This window comes from Pantoea vagans, from assembly GCF_001506165.1.
Taxonomy (GTDB): Bacteria; Pseudomonadota; Gammaproteobacteria; order Enterobacterales; family Enterobacteriaceae; genus Pantoea; species Pantoea vagans_C.
The window spans coordinates 2,511,990-2,530,831 of the sequence record NZ_CP011427.1 but is presented as its reverse complement, the minus strand read 5'-3'; the positions used below and the strand labels follow the sequence as shown (position 1 = coordinate 2,530,831).

General features: G+C 52.5%; 19 protein-coding genes and 2 tRNA genes. 8 read left to right on the top strand and 13 right to left on the bottom strand.

Translation table 11 applies throughout. The annotated features are described in order from the left end of the window. Positions 1 to 35: 35 nt before the first annotated feature. Positions 36 to 1,898, bottom strand: coding sequence for an AAA family ATPase (locus LK04_RS11875; RefSeq protein WP_052205974.1), 1,863 nt, complete (start codon positions 1,896 to 1,898; stop codon positions 36 to 38). Between the two features lie 53 nt (positions 1,899 to 1,951). On the opposite strand from LK04_RS11875, the gene matP reads away from it, so the two are divergent. After that, positions 1,952 to 2,419 (top strand): macrodomain Ter protein MatP, encoded by a 468-nt coding sequence (matP, locus tag LK04_RS11870; protein WP_156138042.1) that lies wholly within the window; start codon positions 1,952 to 1,954, stop codon positions 2,417 to 2,419. A gap of 73 nt (positions 2,420 to 2,492) precedes the next feature. Here the strand turns inward: matP and ompA are convergent, their stop codons facing one another. Both ompA and sulA read right to left on the bottom strand, forming a co-directional pair. Beyond that, positions 2,493 to 3,563: a porin OmpA gene (gene ompA / locus LK04_RS11865; RefSeq protein ID WP_039328959.1), complete on the bottom strand. Its 1,071-nt coding sequence runs from the start codon at positions 3,561 to 3,563 to the stop codon at positions 2,493 to 2,495. A 349-nt stretch (positions 3,564 to 3,912) separates the two neighbouring features. Further along, on the bottom strand, positions 3,913 to 4,404 hold the full coding sequence (gene sulA / locus LK04_RS11860; RefSeq protein WP_039328957.1) for an SOS-induced cell division inhibitor SulA: 492 nt from the start codon (positions 4,402 to 4,404) through the stop codon (positions 3,913 to 3,915). A 221-nt stretch (positions 4,405 to 4,625) separates the two neighbouring features. Here sulA and LK04_RS11855 point away from each other — a divergent pair, with 221 nt between their 5' ends. Beyond that, positions 4,626 to 5,255 carry a TfoX/Sxy family DNA transformation protein gene (locus LK04_RS11855; RefSeq protein WP_039328955.1) on the top strand — a complete coding sequence of 210 codons (630 nt, stop codon included), beginning with the start codon at positions 4,626 to 4,628 and terminating at the stop codon, positions 5,253 to 5,255. Here LK04_RS11855 and yccS read toward each other — a convergent pair. Further along, positions 5,252 to 7,390, bottom strand: a complete 2,139-nt coding sequence (gene yccS, locus LK04_RS11850; RefSeq protein WP_039328954.1) for a YccS family putative transporter — start codon at positions 7,388 to 7,390, stop codon at positions 5,252 to 5,254. The two genes, LK04_RS11855 and yccS, sit on opposite strands and share 4 nt — an antisense overlap. An 11-nt stretch (positions 7,391 to 7,401) precedes the next feature. Next, on the bottom strand, positions 7,402 to 7,845 hold the full coding sequence (locus LK04_RS11845) for a YccF domain-containing protein (protein ID WP_039328953.1): 444 nt from the start codon (positions 7,843 to 7,845) through the stop codon (positions 7,402 to 7,404). A 123-nt stretch (positions 7,846 to 7,968) separates the two neighbouring features. On the opposite strand from LK04_RS11845, the gene helD reads away from it, so the two are divergent. Next, positions 7,969 to 10,023, top strand: coding sequence for a DNA helicase IV (gene helD, locus LK04_RS11840; protein WP_039328951.1), 2,055 nt, complete (start codon positions 7,969 to 7,971; stop codon positions 10,021 to 10,023). 3 nt (positions 10,024 to 10,026) lie between these two features. Here helD and LK04_RS11835 read toward each other — a convergent pair whose 3' ends face one another. Together LK04_RS11835 and LK04_RS11830 are read right to left on the bottom strand one after the other, a co-directional pair. Then, a complete protein-coding gene (locus LK04_RS11835; RefSeq protein ID WP_039328950.1) occupies positions 10,027 to 10,488 on the bottom strand; it encodes a methylglyoxal synthase in 462 nt (153 codons plus the stop codon). 68 nt (positions 10,489 to 10,556) lie between these two features. Beyond that, complete coding sequence (locus tag LK04_RS11830) at positions 10,557 to 11,183, bottom strand: DUF2057 family protein (protein ID WP_039328949.1); 627 nt, start codon at positions 11,181 to 11,183, stop codon at positions 10,557 to 10,559. A gap of 177 nt (positions 11,184 to 11,360) precedes the next feature. On the opposite strand from LK04_RS11830, the gene LK04_RS11825 reads away from it, so the two are divergent. Next, on the top strand, positions 11,361 to 11,783 hold the full coding sequence (locus LK04_RS11825) for a CoA-binding protein (RefSeq protein ID WP_039328948.1): 423 nt from the start codon (positions 11,361 to 11,363) through the stop codon (positions 11,781 to 11,783). A 31-nt stretch (positions 11,784 to 11,814) separates the two neighbouring features. On the opposite strand, the gene hspQ is transcribed toward LK04_RS11825, so the two are convergent. Both hspQ and rlmI read right to left on the bottom strand, forming a co-directional pair. After that, positions 11,815 to 12,132 (bottom strand): heat shock protein HspQ, encoded by a 318-nt coding sequence (gene hspQ, locus LK04_RS11820; RefSeq protein WP_039328947.1) that lies wholly within the window; start codon positions 12,130 to 12,132, stop codon positions 11,815 to 11,817. Positions 12,133 to 12,191: 59 nt separating this feature from the next. Next, the gene (gene rlmI, locus LK04_RS11815) at positions 12,192 to 13,382 is read right to left on the bottom strand and encodes a 23S rRNA (cytosine(1962)-C(5))-methyltransferase RlmI (RefSeq protein WP_039328946.1); all 1,191 of its coding nucleotides are present in this window, start codon (positions 13,380 to 13,382) and stop codon (positions 12,192 to 12,194) included. Between the two features lie 82 nt (positions 13,383 to 13,464). On the opposite strand from rlmI, the gene yccX reads away from it, so the two are divergent. Further along, complete coding sequence (gene yccX / locus LK04_RS11810; RefSeq protein WP_039329006.1) at positions 13,465 to 13,743, top strand: acylphosphatase; 279 nt, start codon at positions 13,465 to 13,467, stop codon at positions 13,741 to 13,743. Here yccX and tusE read toward each other — a convergent pair whose 3' ends face one another. Then, a complete protein-coding gene (tusE, locus tag LK04_RS11805; protein ID WP_039328945.1) occupies positions 13,744 to 14,070 on the bottom strand; it encodes a sulfurtransferase TusE in 327 nt (108 codons plus the stop codon). Between the two features lie 100 nt (positions 14,071 to 14,170). Next, positions 14,171 to 14,827, bottom strand: a complete 657-nt coding sequence (gene yccA / locus LK04_RS11800) for an FtsH protease modulator YccA (RefSeq protein WP_034820380.1) — start codon at positions 14,825 to 14,827, stop codon at positions 14,171 to 14,173. Between the two features lie 224 nt (positions 14,828 to 15,051). Here yccA and LK04_RS11795 point away from each other — a divergent pair. From LK04_RS11795 to agp, 3 genes are all read left to right on the top strand, one after another. Continuing rightward, positions 15,052 to 15,139 (top strand) — tRNA-Ser (locus LK04_RS11795). Between the two features lie 34 nt (positions 15,140 to 15,173). Beyond that, positions 15,174 to 15,261: transfer RNA gene (locus LK04_RS11790), tRNA-Ser, on the top strand. 256 nt (positions 15,262 to 15,517) lie between these two features. Further along, on the top strand, positions 15,518 to 17,125 hold the full coding sequence (agp, locus tag LK04_RS11785; RefSeq protein WP_102136014.1) for a bifunctional glucose-1-phosphatase/inositol phosphatase: 1,608 nt from the start codon (positions 15,518 to 15,520) through the stop codon (positions 17,123 to 17,125). A 49-nt stretch (positions 17,126 to 17,174) separates the two neighbouring features. On the opposite strand, the gene LK04_RS11780 is transcribed toward agp, so the two are convergent. Both LK04_RS11780 and LK04_RS11775 read right to left on the bottom strand, forming a co-directional pair. Then, positions 17,175 to 18,548: an NAD-dependent succinate-semialdehyde dehydrogenase gene (locus LK04_RS11780; protein WP_039328942.1), complete on the bottom strand. Its 1,374-nt coding sequence runs from the start codon at positions 18,546 to 18,548 to the stop codon at positions 17,175 to 17,177. Between the two features lie 54 nt (positions 18,549 to 18,602). Then, positions 18,603 to 18,833, bottom strand: coding sequence for a YccJ family protein (locus LK04_RS11775; RefSeq protein WP_038647733.1), 231 nt, complete (start codon positions 18,831 to 18,833; stop codon positions 18,603 to 18,605). Positions 18,834 to 18,842 lie beyond the last annotated feature (9 nt).

Here is an 18,842-nt window from a genome sequence, read left to right as displayed (position 1 = left end):
AATATTAGCGAACAGTTGTACGCTGGGCAAATCAATCAGCGGTGGTTGAACCAGTTGAGCCAGCGTAACGGCCATGGACGATGGCGTATTTCTTGCTGATTGAACTGGGCAATACGTTCCTGAATGGTGTTTAACAGTGACTCACCGCTTTCAGATTGCCACGCCACACCCGTCAGCAGCGGCAGGGCCTCATCGACGCTTTCGACCGCCCAGATGTGAAACTGCTCTTGTTTCACCGCATCGACCACAGCCTGGCTGAGGCTTAAATGACGTACGTTGCTGGCAGGCAGAATCACCCCTTGTTTACCGGTCAGTTCGCGAGACTGGCAAATCTGGAAGAAGCCTTCAATTTTCTCATTCAGGCCACCGACAGGCTGCACATTACCAAACTGATCAACCGAACCGGTTACGGCAATTTGCTGATTGAGCGGCTGATTCGCCAGTGCGCTGATTAAGGCACACAGCTCAGCCAGTGAGGCGCTGTCACCATCCACTTCGGAATAGGACTGTTCAAACACCAGCGACGCAGAGAAGGGGAGCTGCTGATCAAGTTCCAACTCGGCAATCAGATAGGCCTGCATGATCATCATGCCTTTCGCATGAATGTTGCCGCCTAACTCCGCTTTGCGTTCAACATCGGTGAATTCGCCATCGCCAGGATGCACCACACAGGTAATACGTGAAGGCTCGCCCCACGGGCGTGGGTGGCCTGGGAATTCCACCACGGACAGACCATTGATCTGCCCAACCACTTCACCTTCTGTTTCAATCATGATCTGATTAAGCAGGATTTCATCGCGCATACGTTCAGCGAGGTAGCTCTCGCGCCACTCACGCGCTTCCAGAGCATCTTTCAATGCTTCAGCATTCATGTTGTCACCGTGCAGCGCAGTCTCCTGCAGCTGGCGGCGTAACCAACGTGGACAGAGCGGTAACGTGTCTTGATCGCCAGTAAAACGCACACCTTCCGTGATCAACAGCGGCCAGAAATCCGCTTCAGGTTGCTCCAGCCCAGCTTGCTCTGCCTGTGTGAGTGTCCATTGGCACCAGAAGGTCATGTCCTCTTCATCATTGACCTGCAGGTTCTCTTCAAATTCGCTGTACAACGCCATTTCATGCACTTCAGCATCCAGTTCCTGGAAGCTGGCCAGCGCATCACGGTCACCACACAGCACCAGACGCAGCTGCATTGGTAACGAAGGGATGCTCACCGGCAACGGCTGACGTTCATCCTGTGAATACCAGTCAAAGCGCCCTTGCTCAATGCACTTACGTAAACGCAGCCACAGCAGCGGTTGAGCCAGCAACGTGTTGACGGAAAGGATTAGGGTTCCACCGTTGGCACGATGAATCAGGCCCGGTTCTGGCTGAATACGATCTTTATACTGGCGAACACAGCCAAACAGCTGTTCCGATTCAATCCAGTCAGCGTAGTGCACGCCGCCCTGGCTGGTGAAGGGGCGATTAGCGTCACTGGGTGGCATCAAGCTGATGTTATCGCCCATCACATGATAATCACCGCCATACAGCGTAACGTCGTCGGGCTGGAAGCGTTGGGCGGCTTCGGCAATACAGGCGAGATAGTCGCTGTTTTCCTGACTACGCAATAACAGCAGTGGAAAACCCAGTGTTTGATGATGCAAATGCGCCAGCGCATTCAGCAGGCGCGGCTGAACCGCGGCAAGACTATCGCTATCCTCCAGTGAGACATGAGAGAAAATGGATTGGTAGCGGGTGCTATCCGGCTGCAGGGCTTGCCACGTAATTTGAGTGCTGGTCAAAATATTCGCATTAGTCAGATTCAGGAAAAGCGCGATTATACAGGAATCAACCGGGTTAAGCACTGCGGAGTTCCGGCCCGAAATGTGATGACCGCAACATGTTTTTCCTTGCTGCATCCAGGAAAAAAGCTGTTATTCTTAGTTTGTTACGTGATCACGATGAGATTCCGATGAAATACCAGCAACTCGAAAATCTTGAAAGTGGATGGAAGTGGAAATACCTGGTGAAAAAGCATCGGGAGGGTGAGCCGATCACCCGTCACCTTGAGCTCAGCGCTGCACAGGCAGCGGTGGATACCTTACTGACAATGGAAAACAGCCCCGTTGAAGTTGGTGAGTGGATTGCTCAGCATATTCATCCTGATCTCGAGAATCGACTTAAGCAAACCATCCGTGCACGCCGTAAGCGCCACTTCAATGCGGAGCATCAGCATACGCGTAAGAAGTCTATCGACCTTGAGTATCTGGTGTGGCAACGACTGGCAGGACTGGCTCAACGACGCAGCAACACGCTGTCAGAGACCATCGTGCAGTTGATTGAAGATGCAGAACGTAAAGAGAAGTATGCCAGTCAGATGTCGACTCTGAAGCAGGATTTGCAAGCGATTCTGGGCAAAGGCGGAACGGAGAACGAATAGCGAAATTGTTCATTCGCGATGTCAGAGACATAAAAAAACCCCGCCGAAGCGGGGTTTTTTATTGCGTGATAACTTAAGCCTGTGGCTGAGTTACAACGTCTTTGATACCTTTCACGTCGATTTCAACGCGACGGTCTGGCGCCAGGCAGTCGATCAGGGCATTGCGGCCTTTCACGCTGTCACAGGTGTTGCCAGTAACTGGGTTAGATTTGCCCATACCGCGTGCAGAGATCTTGTTAGAAGGGATACCTTTAGATACCAGGTAATCAACTACAGACTGAGCGCGTTTCTCAGACAGTTTCTGGTTGTACTGCTCTGAACCGATACGGTCAGTGAAGCCCAGTACTACAACAGAACCATCTTTAGGATCCATTGAGCTCAGCTGGCTGTACAGCTGATCCAGAGCCTGCTGGCCTTCTGGCTTCAGGGTCGCTTTGTTGAAGGTGAACAGAACGTCAGACTTCAGAGTGAAACGCTTGGTTTCAACAACTGGCGCTGGAGCTGGTGCCGGAGCAACAACTGGTGCAGCTTCTTCATCCTGACCGAAACGGTAAGAAACGCCGACGCTCAGCATGCTGTTGTCTGGACGCGCACCAACGGTACCTGCGTCACCGATGTTGTTAACCCACTGATAGTCCAGGCGAGTTGCCCAGTTTTTGGTCAGTGCGTACTCAACACCAACAGCAGCCAGCGGAGAAACGCCGGTGTCGTGGTTGCTGATGCGGCCGTTGTCTGGGTTGGTCTGAGTAGAGTCTGCACGCCATACCATGCCGCCCAGACGGGTGTACACGTCGAAGTCGTCAGTGATTGGGTAGCTCAGTTTAGCTGCCAGCTGAACGCCTTGTGCTTTGAACGCGCCATTGGTCACGCTGCCTTTGTTAGGCATACGGCCCAGCCAGTCGTAGCCCAGCTCGAAGCCCAGGTAAGGGTTAGCCTGATAGCCCATGAAGGCACCAGCACCCAGCTGAGATTCGTGAGTTGGACCGTTGTTGTTCTCGTAACCGTTACCGTAGTAACCAGTATCGTGATACTGAGACCAGCCCAGTTTAGCACCGGTGTACCAGGTGTTATCTTTAGGGGCGGCCTGCGCTACGGTAGCGAAGCCAGCCAGTGCCACTGCAATTGCGATAGCTGTCTTTTTCATTTTTGCGCCTCGTTATCATCCAAATAGGCAATGAGCAAAAAGGTTGCTCTTTGTGTTAATCCTTCGCCGGGTCTAAACGCTCGCTTTTGACTCTACCGAAAAAACGGAGGTTATTGAGCACCCTGGCGAGATAAAGTCTACAACGAGATTGGAAAGTTACAAGTATGATGTGAGGTCAGTGAGTAAAAAAACAGGGATTTATACACACATTTTAACAAATCACGTGGCAAAATCTTCGCTAGCAGATTGAGAAAAAGCGGCTAAACCATTGTCAAAGCTGGCGGGAAAAGAATCAGTGGCTTAGCTGCAATCTAAAGAAAAAATAGCGTGAGAAAATTCCTGGTTTTACTTAATGAAACAAATCCGACGGAATTTTTGACGGATTAGGTTGTCTTGTCAGGACGCGTTCATGACCTTGTGGACGCATTATTAAGCCAAGCGCTTCACCTTCCGACGCTGCTAATTCCAATTCCAGACGTTCTTCATCGTTCAATTCGTATGGAATCCAGGCCAATACGACACTGTAGTTACCGGTACGCAACGCTTTCACCATGCTTTCCACAGTGCTGAGTCGCTCTGATTCGGTAATATGCATACTCTTCTCTAACGGCAGACCCGACTGCTGCATCCAGCTACGGTTTAGCTTGTGGGCAGGAGTTAACCATAGCTGCCAGCGCGATTGTTCACTGAGCTGTTTCAGCACCGGCAGTAGCAGCATCTGCATCATACCCGGTTGTTCGCTGTAGCGCAGTTCAGTGATTCCACCCAGAGAAGGTTGCGTTAAGCTTGGGGTCGCAAAACGGGAAGAACGATCAGCAAGGCCAGAGTATTGAGTACGCATAATTTAATCACTCAGTGATTGACTGTATGAATATACAGTAATGTCTTCCTGGATAAAGATCAACCTCAATTTCTGAAAACACCTCGCAAATTTTGCACAACATCCTGCCAAAATGTTTTTATTCATTGAACAGCTAATGGGATTTTTTTATCTTCTAACCAAATGAATATCCAGGTTTTTATGGAATTTTCTCTAATGAGAATTCACGGAAAGGAGATGTAATGAAAACCAACAAATCTATGGTTGTGCAGTCAAAAACTCAGTTAGCACCTCTCGGAAAGATCGAATCACGCACCCAGTTTGGGGGATATGCGCTGACGGTTGAGAAGGTGATTTTTGCCTACATCAATGAAGAAGCACTTTACCTGCGTGCCAGTGAAGCGCTTCAGGTCTACCACGCCAGACGCGCACTTGAGCCGCTGGTCTATCGTAAACGTGGCATACCTGTGCAATTGAACTACTACAAGGTCGATGCAACGTTATGGCAGGATGCCGAACAACTTTTGCAGCTTTCTGCCAGTGCACTGCAAGCCGCTCAGGACGAAATCGCCACGCGCAGCGTCACCTTGCGCTTAAAAGATTTGCCTAACCTGAGTTTACGCATGGAGATGATGTTGCATCGAGTCGGCATCAGTTCGGTAAGGTTGCTGCACGAAATGGGGTCACGTCAGAGTTGGCTGAAACTGCGTGCAGTCAACAAACATATTGGCTTAAAAACACTGCTGGCTCTGGAAGGCGCCATTTCGGGCCATCATCAGGCAGCACTGCCGGTGGTCACGCGAGAAGAGTTGTACGCCTGGTATGTAAAAACGCTCCACATCGATCCCAAAGTGGAGCGTTCACAACGTTAGTGGCTGGTCAGGGTGCGACGCAGGCGGGCAATTTCAGGCAGCAACGCGATCAGCAAACCTAACTGCTGTATCACCAGGGGTGCCTGCAACTCTGAACTGTTTTTTAATGTGCTTAAGCGTTGCATTAGCTGTTGTTGCATCTCTAACGCCTGTGCATCCGCCACACGCTCAATTTGCAGGACGTCCTCCACAAAGCACACGGCATCATCTAATGTGCTCAGGAGTTCAGGGTCTGTGAGTTGCTCACGGTGTGCCCCCAAAGCCGAGATATAGCTCAGGAACGAATGGTTGAGGCACAACAGCCGAAAAGCATTTTCGCGCAGCGGTTGTTGCAACTTCAGCTCGCTGCTCATGTTCGACACCACCGAAGCAAGCTCAGCATCAGCATTGTGGGCATCACGACGGGCCACACGATAGGCCAGGCGATTATCTTTGCCCTGATGGTATTGCTCCATAATGGCATCGAGATAACGGCAGTTGGCGTTAAGCGTGCGGTCAGCTACCGCGCTAATCTTGCGAAAACGCCAGTCTGGCCAGACAAAGGCCACTGCCAGCCAGGCTAATCCACAACCCAGTATCGTATCGACTATGCGTGGCAGAGCGACCTCGAAGCCTTCACCTAACAGGTTAAAGCAAAGCAGTACCAGCAAGGTAATGAACAGCGTGGCTTGCGCATATTGAATCTGGCGGAAGGCAAAAAACAGCACGCCGCTTAACACAATCAACACCAGTTGTCCCTCGATTGACGGCACTAACCACAAAACCGGCAAGCCGATGGCAATGCCGGCCAGTGTGCCGCCAATACGCAGGGCAAGACGTCGGCGCGTAGCATTGTAGTTAGGCTGGCAGACAAACAAGCTGGTGAGCAAAATCCAGTAGCCGCGATGCAAACCGGTAATCTGAATGAAGGCGTACCCAACACAAAGCACCAGCGACATGCGGACGGCATGGCGAAACAGTGCAGAGCCGGGGCTCAGATGGCGACTCAAACGGAGACGAATATCTTGCCATCCGCTCAGTCCCTCGCGTGACAGGTGGGTATCGCCAGAAGAGGGGGGATCGGCCAGCATTTGCTCCGATTCAATCGAGGCCAACTGCGCATCAATCGCGCGAAGATTACGCAGTAACCAAAATAGCGCACGAATGTGAGGGTCCTGTGGGTCTTGCTGTTGCAGGCGTTCAAGGGCGGTTTCAAGCCGGGTGAAAGTGCGTTCAAACTGGCTGTCATGATGCCACGGCTGGCGCAATAAAATGTTTTCTGCCAGCTTACGACACGCTTGTGCCTGCATATTGAGCAGTCGCTGGAAGCGGAATAGCACTTCGTTATATCGCCAGTCGCTGCGCAGCAAGTGGTACTGGAGATGAGAAGAACTGGCGCGTTCGTGAATATCCTGCGCGACAAAGTAATAGTGCAGGCTGCGGCGCGTACTGCGTGAACCGCGATCGCCCCGTAAGCGGCTTTGAATGGTGGTTTTAGTCTGATTAAGCTGCGCGACCAACTGGCTATTCACCATGGCGGTAGCAACCATGTTGGCGTCATCTTGTTCCCCAGCGTCCGGATCGAACAGATTCGCTTTGGCTTCCAGATAGCGTGCCAGTTGCGAGAAGCTGGCTGCCAGCTGTTCCTGCACGGGTCGCACAGGAAAGATCAGGTGACCAATAAAAGTCAGCAGGTTGTACCACAATGCGCCGATCAACAGCAGTGCGGGTTGCATCCACCACTGCGGGAAGAGACCAATCCCCAGCATGGTATAGACGGCGATTAACAGCGCACCAAACGCGATAGTGGCATAACGCTGCCCCAATGCACCCAGCAGAATGAATCCCCAACTGGAGAGCGCTAAGCCAATGGCGAACGCCCACGGATAAGGAAACAGTAGCTCAACTGATACTGACGCAATGCAAAAACAGACTAGCGTGATCAGTAAATTGCGCAGGCGACCGGTCCATCGGTCATCAAGATCGGCCAGCGCGGCAGCCACTACGCCAAGCGTTAAGGGGATCGTCCATTCTATCTGCTGCAACCACCACGGCACTGCCGCACAGCCTGCAAGCGCGAAAAAGATGCGTAACAGGTAGCGCAGGCTGCTATTAAACAGATAACGTCGCCAGCCAGGCATCGCGTTCTGAAGCATTGGAGGCGGCCTCAGTAACGACGACGCGCGTTAGCTTCACGCGCAGCCTGGGCCTCTTCCACCGACACTACGCGACGACCGACTGGCCATAACGCAATAGCGGCAATTTTAAAGTTAGCAATGCCAACGGGAATGCCGATGATGGTAAGGCACTGCACAATCCCGGCAGAGATGTGCATCAGGCAGAGCCACCAGCCAAAAAACAGCAGCCAGAAAATATTTAAAAAGGTGCCGCCAGCATTCATGACGTTGCTTTTACTATCAGGACGCAATACATCCACATGCACGGCTTCATTGCCAAAGGGTAACAATGACAGTTTGGTGATTTCCCAGCAGGAGCGCGTTAATGGCAAGGTAAAAATCAGCACGATGCTGACAAGAGTGGCAAACAGCCAGCTTAGCGTGGTGAACACGCCACCCAAAACGAAGTTAAGAATGTTGAGTACGGTGCGCATAACGCTATTTTCCTTTTGCAATCCGCAATATGTGCCGCCAAGTTTAGCCTGTTTTAAGGCTGGAGCGCCAAGGGTCTGACAGGTAAACTGCGCGATAATCGAATTCCACATGACGGTGCGGACATGGAACTGAAAGCAACATCAATGGGTAAGCGCCTGGCTCAGCATCCCTACAACCGGGTACGGTTGCTGGCTGCCGGAGTGGAAGTCAGTGGCGATCGTCATGAATATCTGATCCCTTTTAACCAGTTAATTAATATTACCTGCAAGCGCGGCATGGTCTGGGGAGAGCTTGAATTTCAGCTACCAGAAGAGAAAGTGGTGCGCTTACACGGCACTGAATGGCAGGAAACACAGCGCTTTTTCCATTATCTCCAGCAGGCATGGCAGCAGTGGAGCGTAGAGATGAGTGAGGTCAGTGCGGAGGTGTTAACCGCGCTGGAACACGAAATTTTGGCCTTCACCCAGCAAGATCGTTGGCTGAAACGCAGTGAGTTAGCGGCGGTGAAAGAGAACATTACACGCCAGTTCTCGGCTTTACCTCTACCACTATCGCGCCTGGATAGTTTTGAAAACTGCCGTGCGCTGTGGCAGTTCTGTCAGCAGTGGCTTGAGCAAGGTGACGCAGCCATCCGCCAGCGTAACCGTGAATGGACGGCGAAGGTTATCAAGGATTATCACGAATTCTTCTCTACCGTCGAAACCACACCGCTTAATCCCTCCCAATGTGAAGCCGTGGTCAACGGCGAGGATGCTCTGCTGGTATTGGCCGGGGCGGGAAGTGGCAAGACGTCAGTGCTGGTGGCGCGGGCGGGGTGGCTGATAAAGCGCAAACTGGCGCAGCCAGATCAGATACTGCTGCTGGCCTTTGGCCGCCAGGCGGCGGAAGAGATGAACGAGCGCATTCAATCGCGCTTAGGCGAAAGCACCATTCAGGCCCGCACATTCCACGCCCTGGCGCTGCATATTATCCGTGAAGGCAGCAATAAGCAGCCGGTGATCAGCAAGCTCGAAAGCGACAGTAAGGCGCGCCGTCAATTATTGATCGATACCTGGCGTGAACAGTGCAGCAGTAAAAAAGCGCAGGCGAGCGGCTGGCGGCAATGGCTGCAAGATGAACTGGAATGGGATGTTGCAGAAGGGCCTTACTGGCAAGATGACAAGCTGGCGCAACGTTTGGCTTCGCGTCTGGAACGCTGGCTTGGCTTGATGCGTATGCACGGCGGCGCACAAGCGGCGATGATTGCCGATGTACCCGAAGATTTCCGCGATAATTTCAGTAAGCGCGTTAAGCTGATGGCTCCGCTACTGAAAGCCTGGAAAACCGCACTCAAAGAAGAGGGTGCAGTCGATTTCTCTGGGTTGATTCATCAGGCGATTGCCATTCTGGAAAAAGGACGCTTTATCAGCCCGTGGAAACATATTCTGGTGGATGAGTTCCAGGACATCTCACCGCAGCGTGCAGCCTTGTTAACCGCACTGCGTCAGCAAAATAAGCGTACGAGCCTTTTCGCGGTGGGGGATGACTGGCAGGCGATCTATCGCTTCAGCGGGGCAGAAATGAGTTTGACCACCGCCTTCCATCACTATTTCGGTGAGGGCGATCGCTGTGTGCTGGACACCACCTATCGCTTTAACGACCGGATCGGTGAGATTGCCAACCGCTTTGTGCAGCAGAATCCACACCAGTTGCGTAAGCCGTTAAACAGTTTGACCAAGGGCAACAAGAAATCCGTTACGCTGCTGCCACAGGAGCAGTTGGAGCCGTTGTTAGATAAATTGAGTGGTTATGCCAGGCCAGAAGAGCGTGTGTTGCTGTTAGCCCGCTACCATCATCTTCGCCCGGCGATACTGGAAAAAGCCAAAACGCGTTGGCCGAAATTACAGATTGATTTTATGACTATTCACGCCAGCAAAGGACAGCAGGCCGATTTTGTCATGGTGTTGGGGTTACACGAGGGGCGTGATGGTTTCCCTGCACAGGCACGTGAATCGATCATGGAAGAGGGCTTGTTACCGCAACCAGAGGACTTTCCGGATGCTGAGGAGCGTCGACTGGCCTATGTGGCGATAACCCGTGCCCGTCAGCAGGTGTGGCTGCTGTTTGATAAAGATCGACCTTCCGTCTTTGTCGAGCACTTCCGCGAGTTAGGTGTACCGCAGAGTCGGAAGGCCTGAGGATTAGGCTTTTAAGCGCTCAGCGAGGTAACGCTGATAATCAGGAATCTGGATCTCAACCTGCTGCGCAAACATCGGTGACTGAATAATAAAATCCGCGGTGGCGCGATTGGTCGCCACCGGGATATTCCATACCGTGGCGAGGCGTAGCAGTGCTTTAACATCCGGATCGTGGGGCACCGCGTTCAGCGGGTCCCAGAAGAAGAACAGCACATCAATTTTCCCTTCTGAAATCAATGCACCGACCTGCTGATCGCCGCCCATCGGGCCGCTCAGCATGGCATTCACGTCTAAACCCGTATGGCGATTAATCAGATTGCCTGTGGTTCCGGTGGCATAAAGGGTATGGGGTTGCAGCGCGGGTTGATTGGCTTTAACCCATTCCAGCAGCGAGGCTTTGCAGTGGTCGTGTGCGACGAGGGCAATATGCTTTTTGACTTCAAGGGTACGAACGGTCTGCTCCATAGGGCTTCCTGTTTCTTCTCATGCGATAGTGATTAAGGCACGAGTTTACCCTTGGCATTTCATCACTATCAACTTGCGCGTAAGGTTTTCATCCAACTAATAAATCGCTGACGTGTGGCGGCATCAAAACGCTCAAACCAGCGCTGGAGGGAGGGGAGGTCGCCCGCATCCTGCCAGGCAAAATCGAGATCCATTTTGGCATCAGGCAAACTGGCTGATTGCAGAGCAAAACGTGGAACGGAAGCCGCCTGAGCATTACGGTTATAATTCACCATCGCCTTTTCAAGATCGCTATCACTCTCTTTTGGCAAACGATCGCGCACGCTGGCGATTTCATTACCGCGTTCATCGATCAGCTGAAAATTGAGTGCCTTATCAAAGGCGTTACGTTCACGGCGATTATCGAGCGAGGGTAAACGAATGGCGACTGAACTGGCGTTGGCATTAAAGGTGACAATCATCGGCACCGACTGAAAATGCGTGGCGTCTGACCCCGGTTTTTCAACGCGAAACAGAAATTGATGCTGTCCACGCTCCAGCTCAAGGCTGTCCGCGCCTTTCAGCAGCGAGCCTGAGATTTTGCGGCCATCCAGCACCAGCAGATCGATCTCAGGATCGAGCTTTAAGGTGATGGCATGGCAGGATGCCGATACGAGCAACACGAGTAAACCCGTAACAGCCAAAGACAGCTTCATTTCAACTCCCGGAAGGTGGGGAAAAATCGGTGATGTGTAGCAAATTATTACATTATGGCAGTAAATTTACATTTTTACATATTTATTCGTGCTGCCGCGCAAAGATTCCTGCTGTAAGACTTGCAACAGGTAAGGCATAGCCATCTACACTCAGGCGAGTGGAAAAGGAGAAATTGCATGAATGACCAAACGATTCGCGATGTGCTGAGCAAGACCAAACGCATTGCCCTGGTCGGTGCCAGCGATCGTGCTGACCGCCCGAGTTACGGTGTAATGAAGTTCTTGCTCGATCAGGGATATGAAGTGATTCCGGTCAGTCCAAAACTGGCTGGGCAGCAACTGCTGGGCCAAACCGCCTATGCGGCATTGGCGGATATTCCGGGCAAAGTCGATATGGTTGATGTCTTTCGTAATGCGGAAGCAGCGTGGGGCGTAGCGCAAGAAGCGATTGCGATTGGTGCAGATACGCTTTGGCTACAGCTGGGTGTCATTAATGAACAGGCGGCGGTACTGGCGCAGGATGCGGGTATGACAGTGATTATGGACCGATGTCCAAAAATTGAAATTCCACGACTGGGATTATTGCAGTCAACTCACTAAACAGAAACGGCGACATAGGTCGCCGTTTACTTTAATGGCGCAGGCTGGGTGCCTGCAGCTGCTGCCGTATCGAAGCGGCAAGCTCGTCCATCGACGGCTGCTCAGGATGCTCGAAGGAGGTTTCTCCTGCCAGCTGAACTTCGGCGACGTAAGTGTGGACCTGCTCGCCTTCTTCATCTTCCATCACCACGTGGTACCAGGGTGCCATGCGCAATGTCTCACTGGCAGCAACATCATCCAGCTCGGGTTTATCAAGCGAAAACTCCGGATCGACATCCACGATAACGCCGAGCACCCCGGAGAGACGGTGTCGGACTTGCTGTCCAATTCCAAATTTGCTGGTAATCATTGTGACCTCCCAAAACTGTGCCCTGCTACCAATATGGAGGCAGGGTTCAGGTTTTCAAGTCACAGCACGCGGCAGGCAAACCCTTTCAGATAAAGCCCTTCAGGATAGCTGGCGATCACAGGATGGTCGGCTGCCTGACGGAACTGCTCAATAAATTGTACATCACGACCGGCATCGACGGCGGCATCAGCAATAATTTTCTGGAACAAATCAGTCGCCATCAGGCCTGAGCAAGAGTACGTCAGCAGGATACCGCCGGGATTCAACAACTGCATCGCCAACATATTGATATCCTTATAACCACGACAAGCGCCCATCAGCTGGTTTTTGTTCTCAACGAATTTGGGCGGGTCCATCACGATGAGGTCAAATTTCTCACCGCTGTCACGGTAACGACGCAGCAATTTGAACACGTCATCGCGCACGAACTGTGCACGAGTAAGGTCGAGGTCATTTAGCTCTACGTTTTGTTTTGCGACATCCAGCGCATCTTGTGAGGTATCGACGCTGATCACTTCGCGGCAGCCACCGATCAACGCAGACACTGCAAATCCGCCGGTGTAAGAGAAGCAGTTCAGCACGCGGGCGTTCTCCGCATAGCGACGGGTGGCGAAACGGCTGTCACGCTGATCGAGGTAATAACCGGTTTTATGGCCGCCCTGGATATCCACCAACAGTTTCATGCCGTGTTCAGTAATCGGCAGTAACGGAGGCGGCAGTTCACCGGTTACCGGACCTTGTGCCAGCTCCAGCCCCTCTTTTTTACGCACCGCAACATCAGAACGATCGTAGATCGAACAGGTTGGGAAACATTGCTGCAAGGCAGAGAGGATGGCAGGGCGCTGGTACTCAGCACCCGCAGAGAGGAGCTGCAACACCAGGAAGTTGCCGAAACGGTCAATGGTCACGCCTGGCATGCCATCGGACTCACCGGCGATCACACGATAGCTATCAAGCCCGTCACGCTTCGCCAACCACTCGCGCCACTGTTGTGCCTTTTCAAAGGCGCGAACAAAGAATGCGATGTCGATTGACTCATCCTGCTGCCAGCTCCAGACGCGCGCGCGAATTTGTGATTGCGGAGAATAAGCGGCACGGGCCAGCCATTTGCCATTGCTATCACAGATATCAATGGTTTCGCCTGACTGGGCTTTACCTTCCATACGTGCAACAGCACCAGAGAACACCCACGGATGGCGGCGGAGCAGGGATTTTTCACGTCCCTTTGCGAGAATCAATCGAACGGTCATGTTTGCTATGCTTACCTGAAAAAATGAGGCGCCATTTTCCGGTGGATGGCGGCAAAATGCAATGTACAAAGGGGAGATTGCCATGGCGAACACGTGCTACAAAATCTGGATACACGGGATTGTGCAAGGGGTTGGCTTTCGCTATTACACCCAAGCGCAGGCAAACGAACTTGGGGTAACAGGCTATGCGCACAATCTCCGCGATGGCAGCGTGGAAGTGCTGGCAGCGGGTGATCATAAACAGGTTGAAGCGTTAATCGCGTGGCTGAAAGCGGGAGGGCCGCGCAGCGCACGCGTTGATAAGGTCTTGGTTGAGCCGCATCAGCCAGCGCAAATTCCAGCCAGGTTTACCACTGGCTAATCACAGACATTTAGCCGGTTTAGGTAAGCCAGCGATTTTGGTGGCTTGTTTTGCCGGACCTTCTGGAAAGAGTCGGAAAAGGTAGCGACTGTTGCCTTTCTCTTCGCCATATTTCTGAGCCATGGCTTTGACCAGCATGCGCACCGCTGGTGAGGTATTGAACTCCTGATAGAAGGCGCGCACAAAGTGCACCACTTCCCAGTGCGCTTCGCTCATCTCAATGTCTTCGTTTTTTGCAATCTCTGCAGCGAGGGTTTCGCTCCAGTCTGCACTATTCTTTAGATAGCCTTCCGCATCGGTGGCGATCTCTTTACCGGCAAAAATCACAGTTATTCCTCACAGCATCATTAGCTCTATTGTAAGTTCTCCAGATTCAAAAAAGCAAAAACCCCACCGAAGCGGGGTCAGAGATGCAATCTTTGACGACTTAATCTTTGCTGGCAAAGCCCAGCAGACTCAGCAAGCTAACAAAGATGTTGTAGAGCGACACATACAGGCTGACTGTGGCGCGGATGTAGTTGGTTTCACCGCCGTGGATGATGTTGCTGGTTTCCCACAGAATCGCACCGGCAGAGAACAGAATAAACAGGGCGCTAATTGCCAGGTGCAGTGCAGGCAATTGCAGGAAGATGTTGGCAACCACCGCAACCAGCAGCACCACGAAACCGGCCATCATCATTCCGCCCAGGAACGACATATCACGGCGGGTGGTCAGGACATAGGCTGAGCAGCAGAAGAACACCAGCGCCGTTCCGCCCAGCGCCATGGCAATCACATCACCCATGCCAGCGGCAAGGAAGGAGCTGAGAATTGGCCCCAGGCAGTAACCGAGGAAACCGGTAAAGGCAAAGGCAGCCAGAATACCCGCAGGACTATTTGCCAGACGATAGGTCAGGAACATCAGACCATAAAAACCGACCAGCATCAGGATCAAACCCGGTGACGGTAAGGCAAATACGGTGCTGAGCGTGGCGGTGACCGCTGAAAACGCCAGTGTGAGGCCCAGTAAGAAGTAGGTATTGCGTAGCACTTTGTGGGTGCTGATCAGCGATTGCTGCTGCGACGAGCTAATTATTCTATCCATCATGCGCTCCATTATAGAGAGAGAACACCAAATATGGGTTGAGAATACGCAACGGCTGGAAGTCAGCAAAGGCGTTTTACCCATCTTTACGCGATAAATGGCTGTTTCATTGAGCAGAATGGCGATTTTGACAGCAAAAAAATGCATTTTGACTGTTTTTCAGGCGAACGATTCAATCGACGCTTTACATCGTTCGGGGGGATGTTTATAGTGCGCCTCATTGCGGAGGGGTGGCCGAGTGGCTTAAGGCAACGGTCTTGAAAACCGTCGATGGGAAACCATCCGAGAGTTCGAATCTCTCCTCCTCCGCCATCACTCTTGCTGAGTGTCGTAACAAAAAATCCCCGGAGGGATGGCCGAGTGGCTTAAGGCAACGGTCTTGAAAACCGTCGATGGGAAACCATCCCAGAGTTCGAATCTCTGTTCCTCCGCCATATTAAAGAAGCCCGCAGCGATGCGGGCTTTTTGCTTTTCAGCGTTCAGAGATTCCGAAAAACATCCCTTTGCTTTTCAAACTGCTGCCGTTGCCCGACGGCAAGCGCGATTACTGCTATAGTCCATTCACGGTTTTTGCAAACATCTGGCGATTTTCCGAGGCAAGCTGGGTTACACTGTGCGGTAATTCGCTCAATGGCGAGCTAATCGTTTGAATGCCAGAGTGTTTCACTGATGAATTATGGAATAGGCACAATGATCAAGAAACTGAGTCTTTGCGCGTTGTCAGTTATCGCTGCGCTCCCAATGGGTATGTCTGCTTATGCGGCAGAGGGGGATATGCAGCTGCAGCAGGTGCTGATGCTGAGTCGTCACAATTTACGTGCACCGTTGGCGAACAACGGAAGCGTGCTTGAGCAATCCACCAAGAAAAGCTGGCCACAATGGGATGTCCCCGGCGGCGAGCTGACCACCAAAGGTGGCGTGCTGGAAGTCTACATGGGTAACTATACCCGTCAGTGGCTGGCACAGCAGGGATTGGTGCAAAGCGGTACCTGTCCTGACAGCAGCAACATCTTCGTGTATGCCAATAGCCTACAGCGCACTGTCGCGACCGCACAGTACTTCATTACTGGCGCGTTCCCAGGCTGTGATATCAGCGTTACCCATCAAGATGCGATGGGAACCATGGATCCGATCTTCAATCCGGTGATCACCGACGGCAGCGATGAATTCAACAAGAAAGCGCTGGCTGCGATGACTGCTGCCAATGAAAAGCTGGCGTTGAAACCGGCTTTCCAGCAGTTGGAAAAGATTGTTGATTACAAATCTGCACCGGCCTGTAACGGTAAAAAACAGTGTGATTTGAGCAGCGGTGATAACACCTTCAGTGCAGAAAATGGTAAAGAGCCAAACGTGAACGGCCCGCTGAAAATCGGTAACTCGCTGGTGGATGCATTCACCTTGCAATATTACGAAGGTTTCCCGGCGGATCAGGTTGCCTGGGGGCAGATCAAAACGCCTGAGCAGTGGAAAGCGCTGGCCGCCATTAAAAATGGCTATCAGGACGCACTGTTTACCTCTCCCGATGTTGCGCGCGAAGTGGCTGCGCCGCTGGTGGATTACATCCGCAGCCAGTTAGTGGATCAAGACAAAGCCAACGCGCCGAAAGTCACGGTGATGGTGGGTCACGATTCCAACATCGCGTCGTTGCTGAGTGCATTGCAGGTTAAACCTTATGAACTGCCAGGCAACGATGAGAAAACGCCAATTGGTGGTCAGGTCGTCTTTGAGCGCTGGCATGATGCGAAGAACAATAAAGACCTGCTGAAAGTGGAGTACGTTTATCAGACGGCTGAACAACTGCGCGATGCAGATGTGTTGAGTCTGAAAAATCCACCGAAGCGTGTCACGCTGCAACTGGCGGGATGTGATGCAGATGCCAATGGCTACTGCAGCTGGGACCAGTTCACTACCGCTTTAAACACCGCACTGCAGGGCACGCCTTTGCAACCGGCAGCGCCTGCGCCCGCAGAACAGCCTGCTGCGCAACCGGCTCCCGCTGCAGCTGATAATGCGAAAGTGAAAGAAGACCAGGCTGCTGCTGATAAAGCTGCCGCGGATAAAGCCGCTGCTCAGAAAGCGGCAGATGCCAAAGCCGCCGACGAGAAGGTTAAAGCCGATAAAGCGGCTGCCCAGAAAGCCGCTGAGGAAAAAGCCAAAGCCGAGAAAGCCACTGCGCAGAAAGCAGCAGAAGACAAAGCGAAAGCCGATGCAGCAGCAGCCCAGAAAGCCCAGGCTGATGCCAAACCGGAAACTGATGCAACTAAACCCGCTCAGCAACCGGCACCGGCCAGCAACTGAGTGGTCAGGCAATGAAAAAACCCCGTCTCGACGGGGTTTTTTATTATGGCTAGCCGGCCACCACCACCAGCTTCTGGTTGGCAAACTCTTTCAAGCCGAGATCGGAGAGTTCACGCCCATATCCCGAACGCTTCACGCCACCAAATGGCAATTCGGCTGCGGTGTCGCTCTGGGAGTTGATAAACACCATGCCGGTTTCAATCTGTGATGCCATATTGCGCCCACGCAGAATATCGCGCGTCCAGACCGAACCGCCTAATCCATAGTGAGAATCGTTAGCCAGGGTAACCGCAGTACGATCGTCCGCCACCACATACACTTGCGCCACGGGACCGAAAAACTCCTGATAATAGGCGGGATTATCCGGTGTCAGGCCAGTTAATACCGTTGGCTGGTAGTAGCAACCTACGCCTTCAATTACCTTACCGCCAAATTCCACGCGCGCACCCTGTTTCACTGCATCATCCACCTGTTTGACCAGGCGATCGCGCGCATCTTGCGAAGACAGTGGGCCCAGGGTAGTTTTCTCATCCAGCGGATCGCCCGGCGTCGCGGATTGCAGTGCCACGCTGAATTTTGCCATAAACTCACTGGCGATTTTTTCATGCAGGATAAAGCGTTTGGCTGCAGTACACACCTGACCACAGTTGCTCAGACGCGCCTGTGCTCCTTGTCGCACCGCCTCGTCGACGTCGGCATCATCCAGCACCACAAATACATCGTTCCCCCCCAATTCAAGGGTGGACTTTTTCAAGTGCTTCCCGGCTTGTTCCGCCACCGCACTTCCGGCGCGTTCAGAGCCGGTCAAGGCCACACCCTGGACACGTGGGTCAGCAATCAAGTCTGCCACCTGTTCCGTGGAAATAAACAAGTTGGTCCATGCCCCTTTGGGTGCACCGGCTTCCTCAACCAACTTTTCAAACACATCGGCACAGTGCGGCACAATATTGGCATGTTTTGCCAGCACTGGATTACCTAAGGCCAGATTGGGGGCCAGCACACGCATCAACTGGTAGTAGGGAAAATTCCATGGCTCGACGGCGACGATCACGCCAATCGGGTGGTACTCCAGCCACGCATCACCCACTGCGCTGGGGTAGGGCTGTGCTTGCAACAGATGCGCAGCGTGTTCGGCATAGTAGCGCGCGATCTGGGCGCAAATTTTTACTTCACCCCGGCTTTGCCCAATCAGTTTGCCCATCTCTTTACTGGCGATGGTGGCAAGTTCATCAACCCGCTGGTCGATCAAATCCGCGAGCTTATGCAGCACCTGCAAACGCGGTTGCATATCGCCTTTACTCCACGCGGAATGATAGAGTGCATCTGCGGTGCTGAGTGCTTGCTGCATAAAAGTGTCATCATGCGCGGGCCAGGTTTTCAGCAATTCATTATTGGCCGGATTGATACTTTGATAGGCTGACATAAAGGGTTCCTTGGCATGTAAAAATGACAAAGGCGGGACAAGCCCGCCTGTGATTTAAACGTTCTTACGCTCGACCGTCTTGTCGTCCCACGTCAAAACGTCTTGATCAGTCTTGTCAAAAGCGCGGAGCAGCACATCATCGCTTCCTTGCTGACGCCAGATTTCTTCCGCGAGTCGTTCGTCATAGTTCGCCACTTCGAATATTGCTTCGGCAATTTCTGGTGAGGTGTGGCGCAGCGTGGCCCATTCGCCCACGTGGTGAGCTTTTGACTGTTCTGTGGCCATAAAAGTCTC